Here is a 24,913-nt window from a genome sequence, read left to right on the forward strand (position 1 = left end):
AATTTTCAATGAAATATATCTTTTTACTTTTTACTGGATTTATTTTTGCACAACAAACTCAATTCGTCGATTTTAAATCGGTTAATGCGCAATTAACTTTAAATGCCAAAGAAAAATCAGTTTCAGGTACTGTTGATTACGGTTTTATGGTTTTAAAATCTATAGACACCATAAAAATTGATGCCAAAAACATGGAATTTTCCAAAGTACAAATTGACAACAAAGACGTTGTTTTCGTTAATTCTGGGAAACAGCTGCAGCTTATTGGAAATTTTCAAAAAGGAGAAAATCATCTGACTTTTAAATATACTGCAAAACCAAAACAAGCCTTGTATTTTGTTGATATTGAAGGAAAAGATGTTCAAATCTGGACACAAGGTCAAGGTCGATACACAAGTAATTGGTTTCCGAGTTTTGACGATGTTAATGAAAAAGTGATCTTCAATTTAGGTATATCTTATGACAAAGAGTATCAGGTTATTTCAAATGGAATTTTAAAAGATAAAACGCAAAAGGATAATTTATTTCATTGGCAGTACAAAATGGAAAAACCAATGAGTTCTTACGTTTTGATGCTTGCAGTTGGGAAATACGATAAAAAAAGTTTGAAATCGAAATCGAATGTTCCGCTTGAATATTACTTAGAAAATAAAGATGCGTCTCGTTTTGAACCTACATTTCGATATTCAAAACGTATTTTTGATTTTTTAGAAAAAGAAATTGGCGTTTCATATCCATGGCAAGTTTATAGAGAAATTCCGGTTCGAGATTTTTTATATGCCGGAATGGAAAATACAACTTCAACGCTTTTTGCCACTCGATATGTAGTCGATTCAATTGGATTTACCGACAGAAATTATACAAACGTCGATGCGCACGAATTAGCGCATCATTGGTTTGGGAATTTAATAACCGCCGAAAGCAGTAAACATCACTGGCTTCAGGAAGGTTTTGCAACTTATTATGCTGCGCTTGCAGAACGTGAAATTTTTGGTGACGATTATTTTTATTCTAAACTTTATGACACCGCACAGCAAATAAAGTTTGCTTCAAGAACCGATTCTATTCCGGTTTTGAATCCAAAAGCGAGTTCGCTGACGTTTTACGAAAAAGGGGCTTGGACGCTTTTTGTTCTTCATGAATCAATTGGTGATAAAGCCTTTAAAAAAGCAATAAAAAGTTACCTGAAAAAATATGCCTATCAAATTGTAAATACAGAAGATTTCTTTAATGAAATTAAAAAGGTATCCGATTTTGATTTGGATAAATTCCAGAAAACCTGGCTGGAATCAACAGTTTTTGATACACCGACTGCGAATGCTTTGTTGAGTAAAAATAAAGCTATTCAGGTTAGATTGGAAGTTGATAAATTGAAGAAAACACCTTTAGCTGAAAAAAAGGATTTCTTTATAAAAACTTTAAATTCGGATGTTTATCATACAGTAAAAGAGTCAATTGTTGATCAATTAGAAAATGAGAAATACGAAGCAAAAAAAGATTTACTGCTTTTAGCAATGCAGACAAATAATGTACAGATTCGTCAAACTGTTGCAGAAACTTTAACCAAAATTCCGGAAGATTTTAGAGCAGCATATGAAACGCTGTTAAACGATCAATCGTATCAAACACAGGAAATTGCTTTGTACTGGCTTTGGAGAAATTTTCCAGATCACCGAAACGAATATTTGAATAAATCAAAAAATTGGATTGGTTTTAATGATTATAATCTTCGCACTTTGTGGCTTTCACTCGCGTTATCAACATCAAATTATGCTGATAATCCAGATGAACTTGTTGCCGAATTAATTGGTTTTTCGTCTACTAAATATGAAGCCACGACCAGACAAAATGCACTTGAAAAATTAATAGCTTTCAAAATTATTAACGATCAGGTTTTGAGTAATTTAGTTTCCTCCACAACGCATCATATGTGGCAGTTTTCAAAATTTGGAAGAGACACAATAAGAATGTTATTAAAAAATTCAGAAATGCGTGCCTCGTTTGAAAGAATTTTGCCTAATTTGACCCCCGATGAACAATTTCAATTGAACCGTTTATTGAAAGAGTGAAAAAAAGAGAATAGAATATAGAAAATAGAGCAAAGAAGCAAGAGTAAAGAAGGAAGATTTCACTTTTAAAGAAAGTCTTTGTTCTTGCTTCTTTCTTCTAATTTCTAAAAAAGAACCTACAATACCATATATGAGAGCATTAGTTATTTCTGGCGGCGGAAGCAAAGGCGCCTTTGCCGGCGGAGTTGCGCAGTATTTAATAGAAGAGAAAAATCACGAGTATGATTTATTTTTAGGCACTTCTACAGGAAGTTTGCTTATTCCGCATTTAGCTTTGGGACATATTAGAAAGATTCATTCGGTTTATACTAATGTTACAATGGCAAGTATTTTCAATATTTGTCCGTTTGTGGTTAAAAATAAAGAAGGTGTTGATATTGTAACAATTAATCATTTCAATGTATTACGTCAGTTTTTTAAAGGTAAAAGGACTTTTGGCGAAAGCAAAGGTTTGAGAAAATATATTCGAAATAATTTTTCATTATCAGATTTCAATAAGCTAAAAAAGCTGAAGACTGATGTAATTATTACGGTCACCAATTTTACAAAAAACGAATCAGAATATAAGTCGGTAAAAGATTGCAGTTATGAAGAATTCATAGAATGGTCCTGGATTTCAAGTAATTATGTTCCGTTTATGAGTTTAGTTGAGAAAAATAATTATGAATACGGCGATGGCGGATTTTCAAGTTTAGTGCCAATTCGTGAAGCAATCAATCGTGGTGCAACAGAGATCGACGTAATTATTTTGGAAACCGAAGTGAATATGGATAAAACCGTTATCGGTAAAAACCCGTTTTCACTAATGATTGATTTGTTCCGAATTGCTCTAGATCAGGTAGAAAAACATGATATTGCTATAGGAAAACTTATGGCAAACAATAAGAATGTGAAACTTAACTTATATTACACACCAACAAAACTGACTGATAATGCCTTAATTTTCAACAAAGAAGTAATGAAGGAATGGTGGGAGCAAGGTTATGAATACGCCCAGAATAAGTCTGAAGTTATGAGTGATAATAGGTAGATATAAAAAATAATTTATCTGAAATTATGAGAAGTTTAAATTATTTTGGTTCACTTTTAGTATTGATTTTCTTTTTTATAAGCTGTCAGAAGGAAAAGCAAATTCCTAATTTTAGATTGCCAAAAAATGAAGAAGTTAATGAAATAATTAAAGCGCTCATTAATAGTGATAGCTTAGAAATCGCTCCTTATTTAGGAAAGAAAAAGAAGATTTCTTTTTGCGAAGATCTGCAAAAGCTGAGAATTGATCATGTGGAGAAAAACAAGTTGCCAAAGAAAGCAGAAGGTGAGTCTGAGTTGATAGAACTTCTTATTGGACTACCAGATATTCCTAGAGAAAAATTTTTCTTTTCAAAATCAGATTCGTTATACATTGAATTTCAAAACAAAAACTTTAATGCTTTCAAAATATCGCAAAATGATTTTAATGAAGTCGATATCAAATCTATCCAAGAAGTTAGGAATGATATTAAGAATGTAAAATACTTTAGTTATTATTACGCAACGATTCCAATAATTTCACTTGACGGAAAGAAGGCTTATGTCAAATATATTTTAAACTGTTCTGGCTTATGCGGCGCAGGTTACCGGGTTTTCTTAGAAAAAAAGAAAGGAAAATGGGTAGTAGTAAAATATAGCGAAGAATGGGTTAGCTAAAAAAAAAATGAAAGATTGAGTATGTTTTAATTACTCAATCTTTCGAGTAAATTATATTTTACCAAAGTTCAGCAACTTCATTTTTAATATATCCTAAAGCAGCGTTGCTAGGTGATTGTTTTTCTAATAAATCATTCAAAATAACTTCACGCAATTTATCTGCATTTTCTACTTTATCGCTCATTGCAGCTTTACGAATCATTTGGATTGTAGCATTTTTAGCAGTTGTGATAATCGTCCAGCACTCGTCAGACATGTAAATCTGCTGCGTTAAATTATGTTCAAATTCCTGTTCAATTTGGTCAATTACGTAGTTTTCGTAATCGTGTTTATTTTGCGAAATTGGGGCAATTCGAATTAATAATTTGGTCAAGTTTATACGCTCCAAAAATAAAGTCATACGCTCGTAAGCCTGTAAACGTATTGGCAATGACTGTTTTTGATAGTCTCTATTCAATAAAAAAGCACGCTTTTTATCATTGTTTTTAATATGCAGTTCAAAAAAACTGTAGGCAACAAATCCTGTTACAATTGCAGGCAAAGTATAACTGGCTAATTCTATAATTCTTGTAAAATCCATTTGGGTTAAATTTTTTAGCAAAAATATACTTTTTGAGGAGAAATCCATTTTAAATTTTTGGTAATAAACAAAACGGAAAACTTATTTTTGCAACTGGTTTTCAAAATCTGAACAAAACTACTTTTAATGGATTCATACATAATATTTTTTCTTTGCTTAGCTGCCTTTGCTGCAGGATTTATCGATGCAATTGTTGGTGGCGGTGGACTAATCCAAACTCCAATGGGGCTAATTTTATTGCCTAATTTGCCTGTTTCAACAGTAATAGGATCGCTAAAAATTCCGGCTTTCAGCGGAACGGCTTTTGCTGCTTTTCAATATTTAAAGAAAGTAGTTATTCAGTGGAAATTATTAATCATAATGATGTGTTTGGCAGTTCCATCGGCATTTTTGGGTTCTACCATTTTGACAATGGTCAGCAACGATTTTATGAAACCGCTTTTACTTGTGGTTTTGTCGTTGTTGTTTGTTTATACGTATGCAAAGAAGAATTTTGGTCAGCACGTTGCCAAAGATCATTCGGAAACAACTCAAATTATTTATGCAATTGTAATTAGTATGATTGTTGGTTTTTATGACGGATTTATTGGGCCAGGAACTGGAAGCTTTTTTGTAGTTGCGTTTATTGCACTTTTAGGTTTTGATTTTTTGCACGCTTCCGCGAATGCTAAAATGGTAAACTTGGCGACAAATTTTGGTTCGATTTGTTTGTTTATGATTAAAGGAAAAATAATCTGGTCCATCGCGATTCCAATGGCAATAAGCAACGGACTTGGCGGATGGCTTGGTGCAAAACTGGCAATTAATAAGGGAAATGGTTTTATTCGAATTTTCTTTTTGGTTGTTGTGGTTGGGACATTAATTCGCTTTGCTTATGATGTGTTTTTTAAATAAGATACTATCCACGAAGCTTCGGAACTGATGTCTTTAATATTGTAAGTTTTAACTTAATTCTGTTTTATTTATCATTTAGTTAGATTATATTTGTAGAATAATAGTACTTAAAATATCATTTTATGATAGAAATAGTTGAAAATTACGAGAATTATATTAATAGCCTGCCAGATTTAATAGGTAAGTCATATTATAAAGCTGAGTTTTTTATGCAAAAACTAGGTTTGAAACATGCAACTTATTATAGAAAATTGAAGTCAAAAAGTTTTACACATCAAGAAGTAAAGTTGATTACAAATTTGTTGTTTCCTGAAGAGATTTTGATTCAAGAATTACAGAAAAGTGAAGAAGATATAAAAGCAGGTAGAACAATTGATTTTTCTGATTTTAAAGAAAAATTAAGAACTAAGTATAACATCTAGAATCAAGGGGTTCCTTTTGTTGTCCCAAAACAAAACCACATAAATTATATCAATTTCAATTTTGTAAAATAAATACACTTGATTCGAAATCAAAAATTTTCGGTAAAGAGTTTTTTGGTGGCGTGGACCAATTTTATTGTTGTCTGATATAATTCTAATTACAGAAAATGTAGTTTTAGAAAATTCAGCAGCTTTCTTTTCAGTATATTTTCTAACAATTTCATAATAACTTTTTTCGGCTGTTTCAGTAAGTTTTATTTTCATATTATTAATCATAGTTATTGCAAATATAAATTAAATTTAAAGATTTTTCTTTCAAATCATATTGTTTGTTTTCTAGCCCCGATAGAGGTGATATCCTCGCAGTGAAACGGAGAGATAAAGCCGAAAGCGGGAAACCATGTTCAATAAAATGCCTATTCTTTGGCTTCAAAAAAAGAAAAAAAACTTAGCATCTCAGAACCTTAGAATCTTAGTAGCTTATTAAATCATTAATTCTTATTTTTGCATATAAAGGAGATAAATTACATGCAGAAATATATTGACCAGCTCAACGAAGCGCAAAGACAACCCGTTCTTAAAAAAGACGGGCCAATGATTATTATTGCTGGTGCAGGTTCGGGAAAAACCCGTGTTTTAACGATTAGAATTGCCTATTTAATGGCTCAGGGTGTTGATGCGTTCAATATTTTGTCGCTGACTTTTACCAATAAAGCAGCCCGCGAGATGAAGCACAGGATTTCGGATATTGTGGGAGCGAGTGAAGCTAAAAATCTTTGGATGGGAACATTTCACTCGATTTTTGCACGTATCCTTCGTGCGGAATCAGATCATTTGGGATATCCTTCTAATTTCACTATTTACGATTCGCAGGATTCGGCCAGACTAATTTCTTCCATTATTAAAGAAATGCAATTAGATCGTGATATCTATAAACCAAAACAGATTTTAGGACGTATATCTAGTTATAAGAATAGCTTGATTACAGTAAAAGCCTATTTCAATAATCCAGAATTGGTAGAAGCCGATGCTATGGCAAAAAGACCAAGATTAGGTGAAATTTATCAGCAATATGTGGAGCGCTGTTTTAAAGCCGGCGCAATGGATTTTGATGATTTGTTATTGAAAACCAATGAGTTGTTGACACGTTTTCCGGAAGTTTTAGCTAAATATCAAGACCGTTTCCGTTATATTTTGGTTGATGAGTACCAAGATACAAATCACTCTCAATATTTGATTGTAAGGGCTTTGTCAGACAGATTTCAGAATATTTGTGTGGTTGGTGACGATGCACAGAGTATTTATGCGTTCCGTGGAGCAAACATTAATAACATTTTGAATTTCCAGAAGGATTATGAAGGTGTTGTAATGTTTCGTCTAGAGCAGAATTATCGTTCAACACGAAATATTGTTGAAGCGGCAAATACGGTTATGGAGCATAATAAAACCAAACTGGATAAAGTAGTTTGGACAGCAAATGATTTTGGACCGAAAATTAAAGTGCACCGCAGTTTAACAGATGCCGAAGAAGGTCGCTTTGTGGCAAGTACCATTTTTGAACAGAAAATGCAGAACCAGCTTCATAATGGATCTTTTGCCATTTTGTATCGTACGAATGCTCAGTCACGTGCGATGGAAGATGCGTTGAGAAAGCGTGATATTCCGTATCGAATTTATGGCGGATTGTCTTTTTATCAGCGTAAAGAGATTAAAGATGTTTTGTGTTATTTACGTTTGGTAATTAACCCAAAAGATGAAGAAGCACTAATTCGCGTGATTAATTATCCAGCGAGAGGAATTGGCGACACAACCGTAGAAAAATTGACAATTGCGGCAAATCATTACAAACGCTCAATTTGGGAAGTAATGGTTAACATTGATAAAATTGATTTGAAACTGAATACCGGAACAAAAAACAAATTGAAAGATTTTGTGACTATGATTCAGAGTTTTCAGGTAATTGATCAGAATCAGGATGCTTTTTATTTAACGGACCATGTTGCAAAGAAGACAGGTTTGGTTCAGGAATTGAAAAAAGATGCTACTCCCGAAGGAATGGCGAAAATTCAAAATATCGAAGAACTTTTAAACGGTATTAAAGATTTTACCGAAGGACAAAGAGAAATTGATGGAGCTAGAGGAGCACTTTCTGAATTTATGGAAGATGTAGCTTTGGCAACAGATCTAGATAAAGATACAAATGATGAAGACCGAGTGGCGTTGATGACTATTCACTTAGCGAAAGGACTTGAGTTTCCTCATGTTTTTGTGGTTGGAATGGAAGAAGATTTGTTTCCGAGTGCCATGAGTATGAGTACCAGAAGCGAATTAGAAGAAGAACGTCGATTATTTTACGTAGCTTTAACTCGTGCGGAACATCAAGCATATTTGACTTATGCACAGTCCCGTTACCGTTGGGGGAAATTAACAGATAGTGAACCGTCACGTTTTATTGAAGAAATTGATGGTCAATTTTTAGAATATCTAACTCCCGCTGAAAGTAATTATCGTTATAAATCGCCAATTGATGGTGATATTTTTGGCGATGTTGATAAATCAAAATTAAGACTGGCAAAACCAGTAGGAGGAACACCGCCAAAACATGTTACTGATAATAATCCGAAACCGGATTTAAATATCAGAAAACTAAAACCAGTAACAGGAACGAATCCAAATGCTAGTGCTCCAAATTTATTTGACAGCAAATTAACTGTTGGAAATATTGTTATGCACGAGCGTTTTGGAAAAGGAGAAGTGATTAATTTAGAAGGCGTTGGAGCTGATAAAAAAGCCGAAATCAAATTTGAAGTTGGCGGAATTAAGAAACTTTTACTAAGATTTGCTAAATTAGATGTTGTAGGGTAGAAGAATAAAGAATAAAGAATAAAGAATAAAGAAAATAGATAGATATTAAGCATGTTGAATAAAACGCTTTCTAAAAAGCTCAATTTTATTGAAATTTACCAGTTTTTTGGAGGACTTGTCGGTTTATTACTAACGATTTATTTATTATTGACAACGAATCCTGGTAAATACCAAAATCCGTTTTTTATTCCCTTAATTCTCCCTTTTGTTTTTTTTGGTTTATCCATATATTCGGCATGGTTATTAAATAAGAAAAAATATTTGAAAGGATTAAATTTACTTATCATTTTGTTATTTTTACAAATGATTGCTTTCGAATTTTATGGATTGTATTATACATCTGTAAGTGGTATTGCTATAAATTTTACTTTGGATCTTACAAATGACACTTTTGCAGGATTTGATTTTCAACCATCACAATTTTTTTTAACATTTAATGCAAGCGATGAAGTTTTTCGTTTCAAGTTGAATTTATTTGCTTTTGGAATGTTGTTTTTTGTGTCTAAAACTATAAGGGAATTAAAGAGTAGTCTTTATTCTATTGTCTAAAATCTATCTTCTAAAAAAATGGCTGAATTCATAAAAATATATCCAGATAAACCTAGTGAAGCTGCAATTGCAAAAGTTGTAAAAGTGCTTCAAAATGGCGGATTGGTAATTTATCCGACAGATACTGTTTATGGTTTGGGCTGTGATATTACCAATTCAAGGGCTTTAGAAAAGATTGCAAAAATAAAAGGAGTTAAGTTAGAGAAAGCAAATTTTTCGTTTATTTGTCATGACTTAAGTAACTTATCAGATTATGTTCGTCAGATTGATACGTCGACATTCAAAATTTTGAAAAGAGCATTGCCGGGTCCTTATACTTTTATTTTGCCAGGAAATAATAATTTGCCAAAAGAGTTTAAAAAGAAAACGACAGTCGGTATTCGTGTTCCTGATAATAATATTATTTTAGAGATTGTTCGTCAACTTGGAAATCCGGTTGTTTCGACTTCGATTCGTGATGAAGATGATGTAATTGAATACACAACAGATCCAGAATTGATTTTTGAAAAATGGCAAAATCTAGTAGATTTGGTAATCGATGGAGGCTATGGTGATAATGTTGGTTCGACGATTATTGACTTGTCTGAATATGAACCAATTATTGTGAGAGAGGGTAAAGGCGATATTGGAATTTTGTAAAAAAAAACTGAAATTGTATAAAAGTTAAAAAATAATCCCTAACTTTAGTATAGTTAAAATTTAGTTAGTTGATTAAAAATAATGCTATTCTTGATTTATATTTAATTGGTTATTAAAAAAATTAAGGATACATAAAAGCAGGTCGTAAGACCTGCTTTTTCTGTTTTTATGATATGTAAAACAAGGATTATTTAGCTTGTTTTTTCATTTCTTTTTCAATCATATCGTAGAATTGATCGATTTTTGGCATAACAACAATACGAGTTCTTCTGTTACGAGCTTTGTTGTCTGGAGTATCATTTGCAACTAATGGTACATATGAACTTCTACCAGCTGCAATTAATTTAGCAGGATTAACACCAAGATCGTTTGTTAATACACGAACGATAGAAGTAGAACGTTTAACACTTAAATCCCAGTTGTCTAACAAAACTCCGTTGCTTTTGTAAGGAACATCATCTGTGTGCCCTTCAACCATACATTCAAAATCAGGTTTGTCATTTACAACTTTTGCAACTTTAGCTAAAACAGATTTTGCTTTGTCACTTACGTCATAACTTCCGCTTTTGAATAACAATTTATCAGCGATAGAAATAAATACAACTCCTTTTTCAACATTGATTTCGATATCTGGATCGTTGATTCCAACTGCTCCTTTTAAACTTGTAACTAATGCTAAAGTTACACTGTCTTTTTTCGTAAGAGCATCTTGAAGTCTTGAGATTTTCAAATCTTTCTCTTTTAAGCTTTCTAGAGATTTTTCAAGGTTTTCAGCTCCTTTAGTAGTTAAAACCGTTAAATCTTTTGAACTGTTGATTAAGTCTTGATTGTGTTGTTTGTAGCTTTCAGCTGTAGCAGCTAAACCAGCTTTTTCTTCTAAACAAGAATTTAATTTAACAGTGCAAGAGTTTAATAAATCTTGGGTCTCTTTGTTCTTAGCTTCAAGTGCTGCGTATTGTTTTTTCGATACACACGAAGTTAAGGCCATTAATACTGATAGTGCGATAACTATTTTTCTCATAGGTATTATATTTAATTAAACGTTGATTACAAATTTAGTTTTTAATATTTTGATTACTGTTAAAGATTTCTTTAAAAACCAGTAATTTCTTTATGTAATACAGGTAAACGATACTTTTTACGGTATAGTATTGCTGTATTTGAAAATCTTTTCTTTTTTTAAGATATTTTAAAGATAGGCAATAAAAAGAGAAATGTGCTTTTAAAATGGCAAAAGTATGGCTGAATTTCCCCTGCGTAAGAAAACGGATACCAGCAATTCCGTCTAAAATCATTCGAAGAAAAATGACCCAGAATAATCCTCTTTTTGGTAGGTTTTTGACAAGCATTAATAGGGAATTTCTAAAATTCAAATATGTTTTTTTAGGATTTCCCTGTTGCAGTGTTGCACCGCCAACATGATATACCAAAGACTGATAATTATACTTAATAATGTGTCCTTCATTCAAAGCACGCCAGCATAAATCAATTTCTTCTTGATGTGCAAAAAAGCTCTCGTCAAAACCGCCTAGTTCATGAAACACGTTTTTTCGGATAAAAAAACAAGCGCCTGAAGCCCAGAACAATTCACAATTATCATCATATTGTCTGTTATCTTTTTCAATAGTTTCAAAGACTCTTCCTCTGCAGAATGGAAAACCAAATTTATCAATGAAACCGCCGGCGGCACCAGCGTACTCAAAATATTCTTTGTTTTTAAAATCAAGGATTTTCGGCTGAATAATTCCGGTTTGCTTTTCATTATCAAAATTCTCAAGAATTGGCTTAAGCCAATCTTTGGTCACTTCAATATCTGAATTGACTAACGCATAAATTTCAGCATCAATATGTTTCAAAGCATCATTATAGCCTTTTGCAAAGCCATAATTGCCAGTGTTTTTTACAATTTTAACTGTAGGGAAATTTTGCTGAACAAATTCAACTGAATTATCTGTAGAATCATTATCGGCAACATATATTGTCGCTCCTTCTGAAAATTGGATAACAGATGGTAAAAACTGCTCCAGCAATTTTACTCCGTTCCAATTTAAAATGACAACTGCTATTTTATCCAAAAGTTCTTAAATTATTTATTTTAATGGTTTTCTTTATAATCAGGCAGACTTCTTAAAAACTCATATTTTTCGTTTTCAAAATCCATTTGACAATAAAAATGGTTTAGTCCGTTTGTGACATTCAAAAACCGTGCCTGCATTGTCATGTTATAACGTGCAATTTGATCAAAAGTTGCCTGAGATATTTTTACCTCGGGAGCTTTACACTCTACCAGTATATGTATAGAGCCGTCAGGATTGAAAACTACAACATCATATCTTTTTCTTAATCCGTTGACTTTTAAAACTTTCTCTACATTTATCAGCGATTTTGGGTATTTTTTTTCGTTCATCAAATAATGAACAACATGCTGTCGAACCCATTCTTCTGGGGTAAGAATGATGAATTTTTTTCTGATTTCATCAAAAATAGACACTTTATTTTCGCTATTTTTGAATCGGAAAGTGTAAACTGGGAAATTAAGTTTAAGCATAAAGCAAAAATATAAAATAGTTTCAGGTTTCAGGTTTAAAGTTTCAAGATTTGAAGCCAGAACCTGAAACTTTAAACTTGAAACAAAAATATTTAATGGACGAAGTAGTAAAAATTGTTAATGATATCAAAGCAGGAAATATTAAGCCAATTTATTTTTTAATGGGGGAAGAACCTTATTATATAGATAAACTAGCTGAATATATTGAAGGGAATATTCTTGCTGAAGAAGAGAAAGGTTTTAACCAGACAGTTTTATACGGAAGAGATGTTTCTATTGAAGATATTGTTTCAACGGCCAAGCGCTATCCTATGATGGCTGACCGTCAAGTTGTTATTGTAAAAGAAGCCCAAGATTTGTCCAGAAATATTGATAAACTTGAATCGTATGCCAATAATCCGATGGAAACTACGGTTTTGGTTTTTTGTTATAAATACAAAACGCTCGACAAACGTAAAAAAGTAACCAAGGTATTGGCTCAAAATGGTTTGGTTTACGAAAGTAAAAAACTATACGAAAATCAGGTAGGAGACTGGATTAAGCGTGTTCTGGCTGGAAAAAAATACACAATTGACCCAAAAGCAAATGCCATGTTGGTTGAGTTTTTAGGAACAGATTTGAGTAAAATCAATAACGAACTTGAAAAACTGCAGATTATTTTGCCGCAGGGAACCATGATTACGCCTCAGCATATTGAGGAGAATATTGGTTTTAGCAAAGATTATAATGTATTCGAATTGCGAAAAGCAATTGGAGAACGCAATCAATTGAAAGCGTATAAGATAGCAGAAAATTTTGCGCATAATCCTAAAGAATATCCTTTAGTAATGACTACTGGATTAATATTTGGATTCTTTGTACAGCTCTTAAAATATCATGGTTTAAAAGATAAAAATCCAAAAAACGTTGCTGCAGCAATTGGTGTAAATCCGTATTTCTTGAAAGAATATGATTTAGCGATTAAAAATTACCCAATGCGAAAAGTAAGTCAGATTGTTGGCGCTTTGCGAGATATTGATGTTAAGAGTAAAGGAGTCGGTGCCAATGCTTTGCCTCAATCAGATTTACTTAAAGAAATGCTATATAAAATATTTAATTAAGCCGTAATAATTCACGATATTTGCCTTTCTAAAAATTAATCAGATTAAAAAATAATTACACAATTATGGGAATGAATAAAAATACCGTTTTAGGATGGGCTACTTTTATAATGGTACTTATGGGATTGTTGCTTATAGGTCTTGGAATCTTTAGATACAGTGATGTTTCGGGATGGGGATTTGCTGCTGTTGGAGTTGGTTTTTTAGCTAATGCATGGGTATTCAATGCTTTAAAAGGCAGGGTTTAATTTTTTCAATAATAAATGCAAAAATCTTTTGCAACGTATCTAATTAAATAATTAAAATAAAATATAGAAAATGTCAGACGATAAGAAAGTAATTTTCTCAATGCAGAAATTGAGTAAAACCTATCAGGGAGCAGACAAGCCGGTGCTTAAAAACATTTATTTGAGTTTCTTTTATGGAGCAAAAATTGGTATTTTGGGACTTAACGGTTCTGGAAAATCTTCTCTTTTAAAAATTATTGCAGGAGTTGATAAAAATTATCAAGGTGATGTAGTTTTTCAGCCTGGTTATACTGTCGGTTACTTAGAGCAAGAACCAATTCTTGATGATTCTAAAACAGTAATCGAAATTGTTCGTGAAGGAGCAGCTGAGACTATGGCTGTTTTAGAAGAATACAATCAGATAAATGATTTATTTGGTCTTGAAGAAAATTACTCAGATCCAGATAAAATGGATAAATTGATGGACCGCCAGGCAGCATTACAAGATAAAATTGATGCACTTGGCGCTTGGGAAATCGATACGAAATTAGAAATTGCAATGGATGCTTTGCGTACGCCTGAAGGTGATACGCCAATTAAAAACCTTTCTGGAGGTGAGCGTCGTCGTGTAGCATTATGTCGTTTGTTATTGCAGCAGCCTGATGTATTGTTACTTGATGAGCCAACCAACCACCTTGATGCTGAGTCTGTACTTTGGTTAGAGCAGCATTTAGCGCAATATGCAGGAACTGTAATCGCTGTAACGCACGATAGATATTTCCTTGACAATGTTGCAGGATGGATTTTAGAGTTGGATAGAGGAGAAGGTATTCCATGGAAAGGAAATTATTCTTCTTGGTTAGATCAAAAATCAAGCCGTATGGCTCAGGAAGAAAAAGTAGCTTCTAAACGTAGAAAAACTTTAGAGCGCGAGTTGGAATGGGTTCGTCAAGGCGCAAAAGGCCGTCAAACCAAACAAAAAGCACGTTTACAGAACTACGACAAATTATTAAATGAAGATCAAAAACAACTAGATGAGAATTTAGAGATCTACATTCCTAATGGTCCACGTTTAGGAACTAATGTAATTGAAGCTAAAAATGTTGCAAAAGCTTTTGGTGAAAAATTACTTTATGATAATTTGAATTTTACATTGCCACAAGCCGGAATTGTTGGAATTATCGGGCCAAACGGTGCTGGTAAATCTACCATTTTTAAAATGATTATGGGAGAGCAAGCTACTGACAGCGGCGAATTTTCAGTTGGTGAAACTGTGAAAATTGCTTATGTAGATCAGTCTCACTCTAATATTGATCCAAATAAATCGATTTGGGAAAACTTTGCAGACGGTCAGGAATTAGTAATGATGGGCGGAAAGCAGGTGAACTCAAGAGCTTATTTATCACGTTTCAACTTTGGTGGTGGTGAGCAAAATAAAAAAGTTTCAATGTTGTCAGGTGGAGAACGTAACCGTTTGCACTTAGCAATGACTTTGAAAGAAGAAGGAAATGTACTTTTACTGGATGAGCCAACGAATGACCTTGACGTAAATACGCTTCGTGCACTAGAAGAAGGTTTAGAAAATTTTGCTGGTTGTGCTGTAATTATTTCTCACGACAGATGGTTCTTAGATAGAATTTGTACGCACATTTTAGCCTTTGAAGGAGATTCTGAAGTTTATTTCTTTGAAGGAAGTTTCTCTGATTATGAAGAAAATAAAAAGAAACGTCTTGGTGGTGATTTAACTCCAAAACGTTTGAAATACAGAAAATTGATTAGATAATAAAAATCTAAATTTTCAATAAAAAAATCCCAAATTCCTGATTTACCGGAGTTTGGGATTTTTATTTTATATGTTTCAATTGTGAAAATTCTCCTTCGTCGAAATGAGAATATTGTGAAAATTAAAATTTTTAAAGAAACTTGGCTTTTAATTCCGGAGTAGGAATCATGCAGCTTTCTTTTTTGCCATACCAATTGTATCTATTCTTTGCGATATAATCATAAATTTTGTCACTGATGAAAATGGGCACAATTCTAAAGATTAAAATTAATTTCCAAAATCCACCAAAACTTTTAGCAATTTCAATAGCGGCCGAAGATTTATAAAAATAAGCAGTCCGAGGATGGTATAAAATAATGCTGTCCATTTTTGAAAAGCCGATTCCAAGATGTTTACAAATTGAAATACCTAATTCGGATTGCAATGCTACAAATCTAAAAATATCATTTTTATCGTGTTTGATAATAAATTGAACAGCAGAATCGCATAAATTGCAAACTCCATCAAAAAGGATTATTTTTTTATCTTTTGGAAGATTTTCCATTTTTATTGTGAATCAAGTTTTGTACTTAACTATAAACGTTGAGAATTTGCAATATCGTATTTTAATTTACTAACTAGATTGCTATTTGTAAAATTTATTGAATTTTAAATTTTGATAAGTTTTATAAATAAAAAACAGCATTCATATTTTACTTTAAATCAATTTTTAAAAATTATTTATGTCTTTTACTGCATTTTTGAAAATAGTTTCTAAAATCGCTTTATTTTAATTTTGGCAGAATTTTACTCTTTTTTAAGTCTAAAAACTGCCACTGCGACTGGAAATTAAAAAACTTATTTTTTAGCAGCTTCAACCAATTCTAATTCGTCCAAACTTACTTTAGACGTGAAAATTCCGTAATTTACTGTTGCTTTATTTTTTTCGATTGAATCAATACTTCCAACGGATCTCCCATCTAACATTCTGACGCGATCGCCAACTTTTAAAATTGGTTTTGGTTTTTCGACAACTGGTTTAAGTTTCTTTTCTTTTTTCTCCTGGCGAATTTCCTCAACTTTTACCTGTACTTCAGCAATAATTTCTTTTTGTTTTTCAACTTTCGCCTTAACTTCTTTTGGAGTTGCTTTTTTACGTTTTGAATTTTCGATTTCAACAATTTTCAAAAATTCTCCAATAAGTTCTTTTTTGTTTTTGTTGTTGAAATATTTCTCAGAAATATCATCAATTTTCTGTCCTATGTAAATTATCTTCTGGTTGCTGTCATATAATTCCTGATAGCTTTCTAGTTTTTGCTGGATTCTCGTATTGATGTTTTCCATCTTTTTGCTTTCTTCGCGCGCACGAGTTTCTTCTTCTTTTAAATTTAAAGAAGTTTTTTCAAGCTTAGATCTTTCTTTTTGGAGCGTCGCAATGGTTTTGTCAAAACGAACTTTTCCAACTTCAATTTTCTTTTTCGCACGATTAATTAATCCAAACGGAATTCCATTTTTCTGAGCGACTTCAAAGGTAAAAGAACTTCCAGCCTGACCCAAAGCCAGTTTATACATTGGTTCCAATGACTTTTCGTCAAACATCATATTGGCATTTGTAGCAAAAGGCAATTCGTTTGCAAGAATTTTTAAATTAGAATAATGGGTTGTGATTATTCCGAAAGCTTCTCTATGATAAAATTCTTCTAAGAAAATTTCAGCCAAAGCACCTCCTAATTCAGGATCAGAACCTGTACCGAATTCATCAATTAAAAACATGGTTTTCTTGTTGCATTTCTTCAAGAAATAATTCATGTTTTTTAATCGATAACTATATGTACTTAAGTGATTTTCAATAGATTGATTGTCTCCAATATCAGTTAAAATTCGATCAAATAAGAAAGTTTCGCTTCTTTCGTGAACCGGAATCAAAATTCCGGACTGAAGCATTAATTGCAGTAAACCAACTGTTTTTAACGAAATAGTTTTTCCTCCGGCATTTGGTCCAGAAATTACAATAATTCGGTTTTCTTGTTTTAATTCAATAGTTTGCGGATGCGTGATTTCTTTTTTCTCCTTATTATTAAGGTATAAAATCGGGTGATATGCTTCTCTGAAAAACAATCTTCTTTCTTCAGTAATGGTTGGTAAAATTCCGTTGATTCGATTCGCATATTTTGCTTTTCCGGCAACGACATCAATATCGCTTAAAAAGTCTTGATATTCAACTAACAGAGGTAAAAATGGGCGAATTACATTTGATAAATTTTTTAAAATTCTCGTAATTTCTTCCTTTTCTTCATACTCTAAATTCGCTAATTCTCTCGAATATTTTAAAGTAGCTTCTGGTTCAATATAAGCAATACTTCCTGTTTTGGAACTTCCTAAAATTGAGCCTTTTACTTTACGGCGGTACATTGCCAAAACCGCTAAAACTCTACGATTTTGTACAAAACTTTCTTTAATATCGTCCAAATAACCTAAGCCGTTGTACTGAGTTAAAGCTACACCAAAACTTTGATTTACTTTACCGCGAACCAAATTCATATTCTGACGAATACTGGCTAAAGCTGGCGATGCATTGTCTTTTATTTCTCCGTATTTATCAACGATGGCATCAATCGCGGTGATAATATCTTTAGTCAATTCAACACGAGAAGCTCTTGCATTAAGGTTTGGATAATAATCATCAAACTTTCTTAAAAAATTCAGCAGGAAATTTGTTGTTGACGAAAGATTAGCAATTTTTCTAAAACTTCCAACTTCTAGAAAGCTGTCTTCAATAGCCAAAAATTTGATTTCGTGTGTGATGGCGTCAAATCCGTGATTCGGAATTGCGTTATTGTTTTGAAATGAAGATACATATTCTGATGTCTGCATTAAAGACTGCATCAATGTTTCTTTATCTCTGAAAGGTATTATTTGTAAAGCTTTTTCTTTTCCAATGTCTGTGTTACAGCCTGCTGAAATTGTTTCAAGCACCGTTGGAAATTGTAAATCTTGTAATGTTTTTTCTGTAATAGATATCATTATATATCGTAAGTTGTAAAGATTTCAAAGTTACAAAGTTTTAAAACGAAATTGCACTAATAATTGGCAGTTTGAGTAAAACTTTGCTTAATTTGTAATAAAATTTTAAAATGAAAATTAATTTATCTCCAGATTGGCAAGCAGTTTTAAAAGATGAAATTCAAAAACCGTACTTCATTGAATTAATGAAGGCTTTAGATGTCGAATATAAAACGCATACTTGTTATCCGCCGGCTGAATTAATTTTTGCTGCTTTTAATAACTGCAGTTTTGAGGATCTAAAAGTTGTAATTATTGGTCAAGATCCTTACCATGGAGAAGGAGAAGCCAATGGTTTAAGCTTTTCTGTAAATGATGATGTCAAAATTCCGCCTTCGCTTCGTAATATTTTTAGAGAAATAAACACCGATTTTGATTCGATTTTTATGCCAACATCTGGAAATCTTCAAAAATGGGCGAAACAGGGTGTTTTACTTTTGAATGCCTCGTTGACTGTTAGAAAAGACAGTCCAAACAGTCATAAACATTTAAAATGGAACCTTTTTACAGATGCTGTTATTCAAGCTATTTCTGGTCAAAAAGAAAATGTTGTTTTCCTTTTATGGGGAAGCTTTGCGCAGAAAAAAGGCTTAAAAATTGATCGCTCAAAACATTATGTTTTAGAATCAGGTCATCCTTCGCCTATGAGTGCAAATCAGGGGAAATGGTTTGGAAATAAGCATTTCAGTCAGACAAATGATTTCTTAAAATCGAAGCGAATTAAAGAAATAGAATGGTTTTGATGGAATAAAAAGCTAATTATTTCTTCGCAATTTCCTCTAAAACAGCTTTGTTTTCGTAGTTTACGACTTTTAAAATTATCTCTTGATTTTTTGCCGTTTTTCCTTCAATGATATACAATTTCCCTTTTTTGAATGGAACGTTGCTTTGGTCAAAATCAACATCTCCGTAAGTTAAAGTATTTTTAATATCGGCAGTATCAACCCATTTTTCGTTTAAAGTCTGAATTGCTTTAGGTGAATATTGAAAAGGTTTTGTTCTTAAATTATTTAAAACTCGGGCATTCGGAAAGTAATTGCATCGAGTATCTTTTCCACTAAATACAAGGGCTACAAAAAAGCATCCCATAACTAAACCAATCAAATAATATGCAAAACGATGTACGAACTTCATGAAATAAATTTTTTGCAAAGGTACATTAAAGTTCCTTTAAAATACAAGTAAATTAATATCGTTGTCTGGCAAATCAAACCAGTCGCCAATTGCTTTATTTGTTAAGATTCCGTGGTACAAATAAATTCCATTTTTAAGTCCTTTGTTGCATCTGATTGCACTTTCTAAACCACCATCTTCGGCTATCTGATGAAGATAAGGTGTTAAGATGTTACTTATTGATAATGAGGCAGTTTTGGAATATCGTGAGGGTATATTTGGTACACAATAGTGTAAAACATTGTTTTTAATGAAGGTAGGTTTTTCATGTGTAGTAACTTCAGAACTTTCGAAGCATCCGCCAGTGTCAATACTGACGTCAACAATAACGGCTCCTTTTTTCATGTGTTCAACCATAGTTTCGGTAACTACAATTGGACAGCGTTCTTTACCGCGCATCGCACCAATAGCAACATCACAACGTCTTAAAGCTTTTAAAAGACCTTTTTGCTGAATGGTTGAAGTGAAAATTCGTTGATTTAAATTATTCTGTAAACGACGTAGTTTTGTAATCGAATTATCAAAAACTTTTACGTTTGCACCTAGTCCGATGGCGGTTTTTGCAGCAAACTCACCAACCGTTCCAGCACCTAAAATTACAACTTCAGTAGGAGGAACGCCAGTAATGTTTCCAAATAAAAGTCCTTTCCCAAATTCATCGGTAATCATCAATTCGGCTGCAATTAGGATAGAAGCAGTTCCGGCAATTTCGCTTAAAGATTTTACAGCTGGGTAAGATCCATCTTCATCTTTAATATATTCAAAAGCAAGAGCAGTAATTTTCTTTTGTGCCAACGCTTCAAAGTATTCTTTCTTTTTGGTTTTCAATTGAATAGCAGAAATGATAACCGTTTCAGGATTAATCATTTTAATTTCGGCTAAAGTCGGCGGTTCTACTTTTAGTAAAAATGGACAACCAAATACTCTTTTTGTATCTTTTGTGATTTCTGCACCAGCATCGGCATATTCCTTATCGGTATAACTAGAACTTTCACCCGCGCCAGATTCAATCATAACGCGATGTCCTTCATAAGTTAGGGAATTTACGGCATCTGGAGTTAGGCAAATACGGCGTTCCTGATAACTTGTTTCCTTAGGAATTCCTATAAAAAGTTCTCTTTTAAAACGACCAACCTCAAGTTTTTCTTCCTGTGGCAGTAATTGTTGTTTTGTAAATGGAGTTAACGTGATTGACATGGGTTGTGCAAAAAATTAAAGGTACAAATTACGTAAAAAGATTTAAAATTAGTGCAAAAATTCTGCTAATACTGTAGCGACAATGTTAAGATATTTTTTTTGCCATTTTTATGTCTGCTCTTTCGTAAATGCCCGTTTCTAAAGGGATTTCTGTGAAACCGAATTTTCTATATAAATGAATTGCCGGAAGTAAAATTGTATTCGAATATAAAATGAGTGTTTTAACATTGTTTTCTTTGGCTACATTAAAGCAATGTTCAAGAAGTTTAGTGCCAATTCCTAAACCTTGTGCATTATTTGAAACTGCCATTTTGCTTAATTCAAATGTTGAATCATCAACTTTCATTAAAGAGGCAGTTCCTATAATCTCATTATTATAACGAGCGTAAAAAATCATGCCGCCTTTGTCTATAATTTCTTCCTGCGGATTTGAAAGTGTGAGTTTATCTTTTTCTTCAACTTTGAAATATTTTTCCAGCCAGGCAATATTTAAAGTTTTGATGTGCTCTTTTAAATCTGAGGAAAAAGGGATTATTTCTACGGTATTTTGAGAATTCATTTTGGATATTTTTTTGTTGTCTCTTTGTGGTTATTTCAAAAATTCTAAAAAGGTTTTCACAGAGATGAACAAAGATTTTAAACTAATTTCAGCTCTCTTTTTCCGTCTGCCAACAACTCAATATTTATAGTAGAATATTCTTCAGGAAGCAAATTCGCGATTTTTTCAGACCATTCAATAAAACACCAATTTCCAGAGTATAAATAATCATCAACGCCCATATCGAGTGCTTCAGTTTCCTTATTTAATCGGTAAAAATCAAAATGATAAACGATTTGATTGTTAGACGTATAATATTCGTTAACTAAAGAAAAAGTTGGGCTGCTGGTTGCGTCCTGAACATCTAAACTCTTGCATAATTGTTTGATTAAAGTGGTTTTTCCAACACCCATTTCTCCATTAAAAAGAATAATCTTTTTAGGATTCGAGTCTAATATTTGCTGAGCAACTTCTTGAATTTGATCTAATGAAAAAACGATATTCATTTTTATATTTATTTATAGTTTCAGTCGCAGTTTTCAGACTGAGACTGAAAACTGAGACTGAAAACTCTTTCTATTTTGGATTAAAAACTAGAAACGGAATAATCATTTCTTCTAGCGAAATGCCGCCGTGCTGGTACGTGTTTTTGTAATAACTAACATAATGATTGTAGTTGTTTACATAAGCCAAGAAAAAATCATTTTTGGCAAAAATAAACGAACTGCTCATATTTATTGCCGGTAAACCAATTGTTTTAGGTTCTTTTACCACATAAACATCCTTTTGTTCGTACGTTAAACTGCGTCCGGTTTTATAACGCAAATTTAAACTTGTATTTTTATCTCCCACAACTTTCGACGGGTTTTTTACATTAATTGTACCGTGATCTGTGGTTAAAATTAGTTTGAAGCCTAATAATTGAGCTTGCTGAATAATCTCTAATAATGGAGAGTTTTTAAACCAACTCAAAGTTAAGGAGCGATATGCTTTATCGTCAGAAGCTAGTTCTTTTACTACTTCCATTTCGGTTTTAGCGTGCGAAAGCATATCGACAAAGTTGTAAACAACTGTAACCAAGTCGTTTTCTTTTAAAGCTCTAAAGTTTTCTGCCAGTTTTTTGCCTCCTGCATAATTGGTGATTTTAAAATAATCTTCTTTCAGATTTAATCCTAAACGTTTTAATTGAGCCGAAAGAAACTCTGCTTCGTAAAGGTTTTTTCCGCCATCTTCAACATCATTTTTCCAATATTGCGGAAATTGTTTTTCCATTTCAATTGGCAATAAACCAGAGAAAATGGCATTTCGCGCGTATTGCGTCGCTGTTGGTAAAATAGAGAAATACGGAACTTCTTTTTCTAATTTGTAATAGTTAGAAATAACAGTTTCAAAGGATTTCCATTGGTCATAGCGAAGATTGTCAATTACAACAAACAGAACAGGTTTGTCTTTCTTTTTTAGTTCTGGAACAACTAATTCTTTAAATAAATTATGCGATTGAATTGGTTTATCTGCTTTTGGAGCAAACCAGTCTTCGTAATTTCTTTCGATATATTTTCCGAATTGAGAATTGGCTTCCACTTTTTGAGATTCAAGAATTTCAATCATCGCAGTATCGTTGATATCTTCTAGTTTCAATTCCCAAAAAAGCAGTTTTTTGTACAATTCAACCCAGTCTTCATAGGAATTAACCATGGCTAATTCCATCGAAATTTTTCTGAATTCCTTCTGATAATCTAAAGTCGTTTTTTCAGTAATCAATCTCGAATCGTCCAAATTCTTCTTCAAACTCAGTAAAATCTGATTTGGATTTACTGGTTTTATCAGATAATCAGCGATTTTAGAACCAATCGCTTCCTCCATTATATATTCTTCTTCACTTTTGGTGATCATAATCATCGGGATAGCTGATTTTTTTTCTTTCATTTCCGAAAGCGTTTCCAAACCGCTCATTCCTGGCATGTTTTCATCTAAAAAAACAATATCAAAATTATCTTCTTCAAATAAAGCAATTGCATCAAGGCCGTTGTTGCAAGTGGTTACTGAGTAGTTTTTTTTCTCCAGAAATAATATATGTGGTTTCAAAAGATCAATTTCATCATCGACCCAAAGTATTTTTATCTTATCCATAAACAAATTAATTTTGATGCAATTTAGAAGTATAGAACTTAAAAAGTATTAAAAATAGTATAAATTTCATAAAAACGAAACCTAAATTTTAGATTAAATCTTTTTGAATATAAGGTATTTGTCTCAAAGTCAAGTGAATTTAATGTCAACTTTTAAATGAAAAACTATAGTTATTTACTTATATTTGTTGACCTAAAAATAACCAAATAGTGACTCATATTAATAAGTTAAAAATATTCAATGATCCCATTTACGGGTTTATTACCATCCCGAACGAACTTATTTACGACTTAATTCAGCACCCATATTTTCAGCGTTTACGTCGTATTTCGCAAATGGGTTTGTCGTATTTGGTTTATCCGGGTGCTAATCACACACGTTTTCATCATGCCTTGGGGTGCATGCATTTAATGCAGAAAGTTGTTGATACACTTCGTTTTAAAGGTGTTGCAATTTCAAGCGAAGAAGAGAACGCTTTGCTGATTGCCATTTTACTGCATGATATTGGTCACGGACCATTTTCACATGCAATGGAAAAAAGCATTGTTGAAGATGTAAATCACGAAGCAATTTCATTATTATTCATGAAAGAATTAAATGATGAATTTGACGGAAGATTAAGTTTAGCAATTAAGGTTTTTAAAGGCGAATATCATCGAAAATTTATGTTGCAATTGATTTCAAGTCAATTGGATATGGATCGAATGGATTATTTAAAACGAGACAGTTTTTACACAGGAGTTGCAGAAGGTAATGTGAATTCTGAACGATTGATTCAGATGATGAATGTGGTTGATGATGTTTTGGTTATTGAAGAAAAAGGAATTTATTCGGTTGAAAAATTTCTGCTTTCGAGACGTTTAATGTATTGGCAGGCTTATTTGCATAAAACAAGTTTAGTAGCCGAATTAATTTTGATGAAAGTCTTAAAAAGAGCAAAAGAGCTTACACTTAAAGGAACAAAACTTCCTTGCAGCGAACCGCTTTTGTATTTTATGCAAAACAAAATAACACTGGAAGATTTTGATGCCGAAAAACTAGACCTTTTTTCTCAATTAGATGATTTTGATATTATAAGTGCTTTAAAAGCATGGCAAAGACAAGATGATTTTATACTTTCGACATTAAGTAAAATGATCATTAACAGAGATTTGCTTAAAATAAAAATGAGTGCAGAGAAAATTCCGATGGAAGAATCTCAATCTTTAAAAGAAGAATTTGCTGAGGACCATCATATTTCAGCAGTAGATGCGGGTTATTTTATTTTTAGAGGAAAAATTAAAAACCAGGCATACAGTAAAGCGGCTGAACCGATACGAATTTTGAAAAAAGATAAAACAATTGAAGATGTTGTTGAAGCCTCTGATCAGCTGAATTTGAAATCGTTATCTAAATTGGTAACAAAATATTACATCTGTTTCCCAAAACAACTTATCTAAAATTAACATTTAAAATCTATTTTTTATATTTT

General features: G+C 32.4%; 24 protein-coding genes. 13 read left to right on the forward strand and 11 right to left on the reverse strand.

Features of this window, described 5'->3' with window-relative positions; translation table 11 throughout:
• Positions 1-8 precede the first annotated feature (8 nt).
• The 3 genes from GKZ88_RS13850 to GKZ88_RS13860 all read left to right on the forward strand — a co-directional run bounded on the left by GKZ88_RS13850 (position 9) and on the right by GKZ88_RS13860 (position 3,755).
• Complete coding sequence (locus GKZ88_RS13850; protein ID WP_155102955.1) at positions 9-2,069, forward strand: M1 family metallopeptidase; 2,061 nt, start codon at positions 9-11, stop codon at positions 2,067-2,069.
• Between the two features lie 130 nt (positions 2,070-2,199).
• Entirely contained in the window at positions 2,200-3,099 is a 900-nt protein-coding gene (locus tag GKZ88_RS13855; RefSeq protein WP_155102956.1) for a patatin-like phospholipase family protein, read from the forward strand.
• A gap of 26 nt (positions 3,100-3,125) precedes the next feature.
• On the forward strand, positions 3,126-3,755 hold the full coding sequence (locus GKZ88_RS13860; protein WP_155102957.1) for a hypothetical protein: 630 nt from the start codon (positions 3,126-3,128) through the stop codon (positions 3,753-3,755).
• Positions 3,756-3,813: 58 nt separating this feature from the next.
• Here GKZ88_RS13860 and GKZ88_RS13865 read toward each other — a convergent pair whose 3' ends face one another.
• Positions 3,814-4,335, reverse strand: a complete 522-nt coding sequence (locus GKZ88_RS13865; protein ID WP_155102958.1) for a hypothetical protein — start codon at positions 4,333-4,335, stop codon at positions 3,814-3,816.
• 126 nt (positions 4,336-4,461) lie between these two features.
• On the opposite strand from GKZ88_RS13865, the gene GKZ88_RS13870 reads away from it, so the two are divergent.
• From GKZ88_RS13870 to GKZ88_RS13890, 5 genes are all read left to right on the forward strand, one after another.
• A complete protein-coding gene (locus GKZ88_RS13870; protein ID WP_155102959.1) occupies positions 4,462-5,229 on the forward strand; it encodes a TSUP family transporter in 768 nt (255 codons plus the stop codon).
• A 122-nt stretch (positions 5,230-5,351) separates the two neighbouring features.
• On the forward strand, positions 5,352-5,651 hold the full coding sequence (locus GKZ88_RS13875) for a hypothetical protein (RefSeq protein ID WP_155102960.1): 300 nt from the start codon (positions 5,352-5,354) through the stop codon (positions 5,649-5,651).
• A gap of 528 nt (positions 5,652-6,179) precedes the next feature.
• Positions 6,180-8,516 carry a UvrD-helicase domain-containing protein gene (locus GKZ88_RS13880; protein WP_155102961.1) on the forward strand — a complete coding sequence of 779 codons (2,337 nt, stop codon included), beginning with the start codon at positions 6,180-6,182 and terminating at the stop codon, positions 8,514-8,516.
• A 51-nt stretch (positions 8,517-8,567) separates the two neighbouring features.
• Entirely contained in the window at positions 8,568-9,065 is a 498-nt protein-coding gene (locus tag GKZ88_RS13885; RefSeq protein ID WP_155102962.1) for a hypothetical protein, read from the forward strand.
• Between the two features lie 18 nt (positions 9,066-9,083).
• The gene (locus GKZ88_RS13890; RefSeq protein WP_155102963.1) at positions 9,084-9,704 is read left to right on the forward strand and encodes an L-threonylcarbamoyladenylate synthase; all 621 of its coding nucleotides are present in this window, start codon (positions 9,084-9,086) and stop codon (positions 9,702-9,704) included.
• Between the two features lie 187 nt (positions 9,705-9,891).
• Here the strand turns inward: GKZ88_RS13890 and GKZ88_RS13895 are convergent, their stop codons facing one another.
• From GKZ88_RS13895 to GKZ88_RS13905, 3 genes are read right to left on the reverse strand one after another with little or no spacing between them, the layout of a single operon-like run.
• Positions 9,892-10,725 (reverse strand): OmpA family protein, encoded by an 834-nt coding sequence (locus GKZ88_RS13895; RefSeq protein WP_155102964.1) that lies wholly within the window; start codon positions 10,723-10,725, stop codon positions 9,892-9,894.
• A 34-nt stretch (positions 10,726-10,759) separates the two neighbouring features.
• Positions 10,760-11,779 carry a glycosyltransferase family 2 protein gene (locus GKZ88_RS13900; RefSeq protein ID WP_155102965.1) on the reverse strand — a complete coding sequence of 340 codons (1,020 nt, stop codon included), beginning with the start codon at positions 11,777-11,779 and terminating at the stop codon, positions 10,760-10,762.
• 20 nt (positions 11,780-11,799) lie between these two features.
• Positions 11,800-12,252 carry a type I restriction enzyme HsdR N-terminal domain-containing protein gene (locus GKZ88_RS13905; protein ID WP_155102966.1) on the reverse strand — a complete coding sequence of 151 codons (453 nt, stop codon included), beginning with the start codon at positions 12,250-12,252 and terminating at the stop codon, positions 11,800-11,802.
• A 95-nt stretch (positions 12,253-12,347) separates the two neighbouring features.
• Between GKZ88_RS13905 and holA the strand changes: the two genes are divergently transcribed.
• From holA to ettA, 3 genes are all read left to right on the forward strand, one after another.
• Positions 12,348-13,352 carry a DNA polymerase III subunit delta gene (gene holA, locus GKZ88_RS13910; RefSeq protein WP_155103159.1) on the forward strand — a complete coding sequence of 335 codons (1,005 nt, stop codon included), beginning with the start codon at positions 12,348-12,350 and terminating at the stop codon, positions 13,350-13,352.
• A 65-nt stretch (positions 13,353-13,417) separates the two neighbouring features.
• Positions 13,418-13,600, forward strand: coding sequence for a CAL67264 family membrane protein (locus GKZ88_RS13915; protein ID WP_155102967.1), 183 nt, complete (start codon positions 13,418-13,420; stop codon positions 13,598-13,600).
• Positions 13,601-13,670: 70 nt separating this feature from the next.
• On the forward strand, positions 13,671-15,362 hold the full coding sequence (gene ettA, locus GKZ88_RS13920) for an energy-dependent translational throttle protein EttA (protein WP_035680920.1): 1,692 nt from the start codon (positions 13,671-13,673) through the stop codon (positions 15,360-15,362).
• 130 nt (positions 15,363-15,492) lie between these two features.
• Here the strand turns inward: ettA and GKZ88_RS13925 are convergent, their stop codons facing one another.
• Positions 15,493-15,906, reverse strand: a complete 414-nt coding sequence (locus tag GKZ88_RS13925) for a thiol-disulfide oxidoreductase DCC family protein (protein ID WP_155102968.1) — start codon at positions 15,904-15,906, stop codon at positions 15,493-15,495.
• Positions 15,907-16,199: 293 nt separating this feature from the next.
• Entirely contained in the window at positions 16,200-18,365 is a 2,166-nt protein-coding gene (locus tag GKZ88_RS13930) for a DNA mismatch repair protein MutS (RefSeq protein WP_155102969.1), read from the reverse strand.
• A 110-nt stretch (positions 18,366-18,475) separates the two neighbouring features.
• Between GKZ88_RS13930 and GKZ88_RS13935 the strand changes: the two genes are divergently transcribed.
• Complete coding sequence (locus GKZ88_RS13935) at positions 18,476-19,147, forward strand: uracil-DNA glycosylase (RefSeq protein ID WP_155102970.1); 672 nt, start codon at positions 18,476-18,478, stop codon at positions 19,145-19,147.
• Positions 19,148-19,163: 16 nt separating this feature from the next.
• On the opposite strand, the gene GKZ88_RS13940 is transcribed toward GKZ88_RS13935, so the two are convergent.
• From GKZ88_RS13940 to GKZ88_RS13960, 5 genes are all read right to left on the reverse strand, one after another.
• Positions 19,164-19,538, reverse strand: coding sequence for a DUF4258 domain-containing protein (locus GKZ88_RS13940; RefSeq protein ID WP_155102971.1), 375 nt, complete (start codon positions 19,536-19,538; stop codon positions 19,164-19,166).
• Positions 19,539-19,574: 36 nt separating this feature from the next.
• A complete protein-coding gene (locus GKZ88_RS13945) occupies positions 19,575-20,774 on the reverse strand; it encodes an alanine dehydrogenase (RefSeq protein WP_144336175.1) in 1,200 nt (399 codons plus the stop codon).
• 85 nt (positions 20,775-20,859) lie between these two features.
• A complete protein-coding gene (locus GKZ88_RS13950) occupies positions 20,860-21,333 on the reverse strand; it encodes a GNAT family N-acetyltransferase (protein ID WP_155102972.1) in 474 nt (157 codons plus the stop codon).
• Positions 21,334-21,410: 77 nt separating this feature from the next.
• Positions 21,411-21,818 carry a tRNA (adenosine(37)-N6)-threonylcarbamoyltransferase complex ATPase subunit type 1 TsaE gene (gene tsaE / locus GKZ88_RS13955; RefSeq protein ID WP_155102973.1) on the reverse strand — a complete coding sequence of 136 codons (408 nt, stop codon included), beginning with the start codon at positions 21,816-21,818 and terminating at the stop codon, positions 21,411-21,413.
• A 70-nt stretch (positions 21,819-21,888) separates the two neighbouring features.
• Positions 21,889-23,442 (reverse strand): bifunctional response regulator/alkaline phosphatase family protein, encoded by a 1,554-nt coding sequence (locus tag GKZ88_RS13960; protein ID WP_155102974.1) that lies wholly within the window; start codon positions 23,440-23,442, stop codon positions 21,889-21,891.
• Positions 23,443-23,651: 209 nt separating this feature from the next.
• Between GKZ88_RS13960 and GKZ88_RS13965 the strand changes: the two genes are divergently transcribed.
• Positions 23,652-24,881 carry an HD domain-containing protein gene (locus tag GKZ88_RS13965; RefSeq protein ID WP_347343879.1) on the forward strand — a complete coding sequence of 410 codons (1,230 nt, stop codon included), beginning with the start codon at positions 23,652-23,654 and terminating at the stop codon, positions 24,879-24,881.
• Positions 24,882-24,913: the final 32 nt, after the last annotated feature.

It is taken from the genome of Flavobacterium sp. LC2016-01 (assembly GCF_009711135.1).
In the GTDB taxonomy this organism is placed as follows: Bacteria; Bacteroidota; Bacteroidia; order Flavobacteriales; family Flavobacteriaceae; genus Flavobacterium.

Excerpts from the sequence above, each read along its gene's own strand:
- GKZ88_RS13880 (WP_155102961.1), top strand. The coding sequence starts at position 6,180 with ATGCAGAAATATATTGACCAGCTCAACGAAGCGCAAAGACAACCCGTT.
- GKZ88_RS13870 (WP_155102959.1), top strand. The coding sequence starts at position 4,462 with ATGGATTCATACATAATATTTTTTCTTTGCTTAGCTGCCTTTGCTGCA.
- GKZ88_RS13915 (WP_155102967.1), top strand. The coding sequence starts at position 13,418 with ATGGGAATGAATAAAAATACCGTTTTAGGATGGGCTACTTTTATAATG.
- holA (WP_155103159.1), top strand. The coding sequence starts at position 12,348 with ATGGACGAAGTAGTAAAAATTGTTAATGATATCAAAGCAGGAAATATT.
- GKZ88_RS13925 (WP_155102968.1), bottom strand. The coding sequence starts at position 15,906 with ATGGAAAATCTTCCAAAAGATAAAAAAATAATCCTTTTTGATGGAGTT.
- GKZ88_RS13895 (WP_155102964.1), bottom strand. The coding sequence starts at position 10,725 with ATGAGAAAAATAGTTATCGCACTATCAGTATTAATGGCCTTAACTTCG.
- GKZ88_RS13850 (WP_155102955.1), top strand. The coding sequence starts at position 9 with ATGAAATATATCTTTTTACTTTTTACTGGATTTATTTTTGCACAACAA.
- GKZ88_RS13890 (WP_155102963.1), top strand. The coding sequence starts at position 9,084 with ATGGCTGAATTCATAAAAATATATCCAGATAAACCTAGTGAAGCTGCA.
- GKZ88_RS13865 (WP_155102958.1), bottom strand. The coding sequence starts at position 4,335 with ATGGATTTTACAAGAATTATAGAATTAGCCAGTTATACTTTGCCTGCA.
- GKZ88_RS13940 (WP_155102971.1), bottom strand. The coding sequence starts at position 19,538 with ATGAAGTTCGTACATCGTTTTGCATATTATTTGATTGGTTTAGTTATG.
- tsaE (WP_155102973.1), bottom strand. The coding sequence starts at position 21,818 with ATGAATATCGTTTTTTCATTAGATCAAATTCAAGAAGTTGCTCAGCAA.
- GKZ88_RS13855 (WP_155102956.1), top strand. The coding sequence starts at position 2,200 with ATGAGAGCATTAGTTATTTCTGGCGGCGGAAGCAAAGGCGCCTTTGCC.
- GKZ88_RS13960 (WP_155102974.1), bottom strand. The coding sequence starts at position 23,442 with ATGGATAAGATAAAAATACTTTGGGTCGATGATGAAATTGATCTTTTG.
- GKZ88_RS13860 (WP_155102957.1), top strand. The coding sequence starts at position 3,126 with ATGAGAAGTTTAAATTATTTTGGTTCACTTTTAGTATTGATTTTCTTT.
- GKZ88_RS13905 (WP_155102966.1), bottom strand. The coding sequence starts at position 12,252 with ATGCTTAAACTTAATTTCCCAGTTTACACTTTCCGATTCAAAAATAGC.
- ettA (WP_035680920.1), top strand. The coding sequence starts at position 13,671 with ATGTCAGACGATAAGAAAGTAATTTTCTCAATGCAGAAATTGAGTAAA.
- GKZ88_RS13945 (WP_144336175.1), bottom strand. The coding sequence starts at position 20,774 with ATGTCAATCACGTTAACTCCATTTACAAAACAACAATTACTGCCACAG.
- GKZ88_RS13885 (WP_155102962.1), top strand. The coding sequence starts at position 8,568 with ATGTTGAATAAAACGCTTTCTAAAAAGCTCAATTTTATTGAAATTTAC.
- GKZ88_RS13935 (WP_155102970.1), top strand. The coding sequence starts at position 18,476 with ATGAAAATTAATTTATCTCCAGATTGGCAAGCAGTTTTAAAAGATGAA.
- GKZ88_RS13930 (WP_155102969.1), bottom strand. The coding sequence starts at position 18,365 with ATGATATCTATTACAGAAAAAACATTACAAGATTTACAATTTCCAACG.
- GKZ88_RS13950 (WP_155102972.1), bottom strand. The coding sequence starts at position 21,333 with ATGAATTCTCAAAATACCGTAGAAATAATCCCTTTTTCCTCAGATTTA.
- GKZ88_RS13875 (WP_155102960.1), top strand. The coding sequence starts at position 5,352 with ATGATAGAAATAGTTGAAAATTACGAGAATTATATTAATAGCCTGCCA.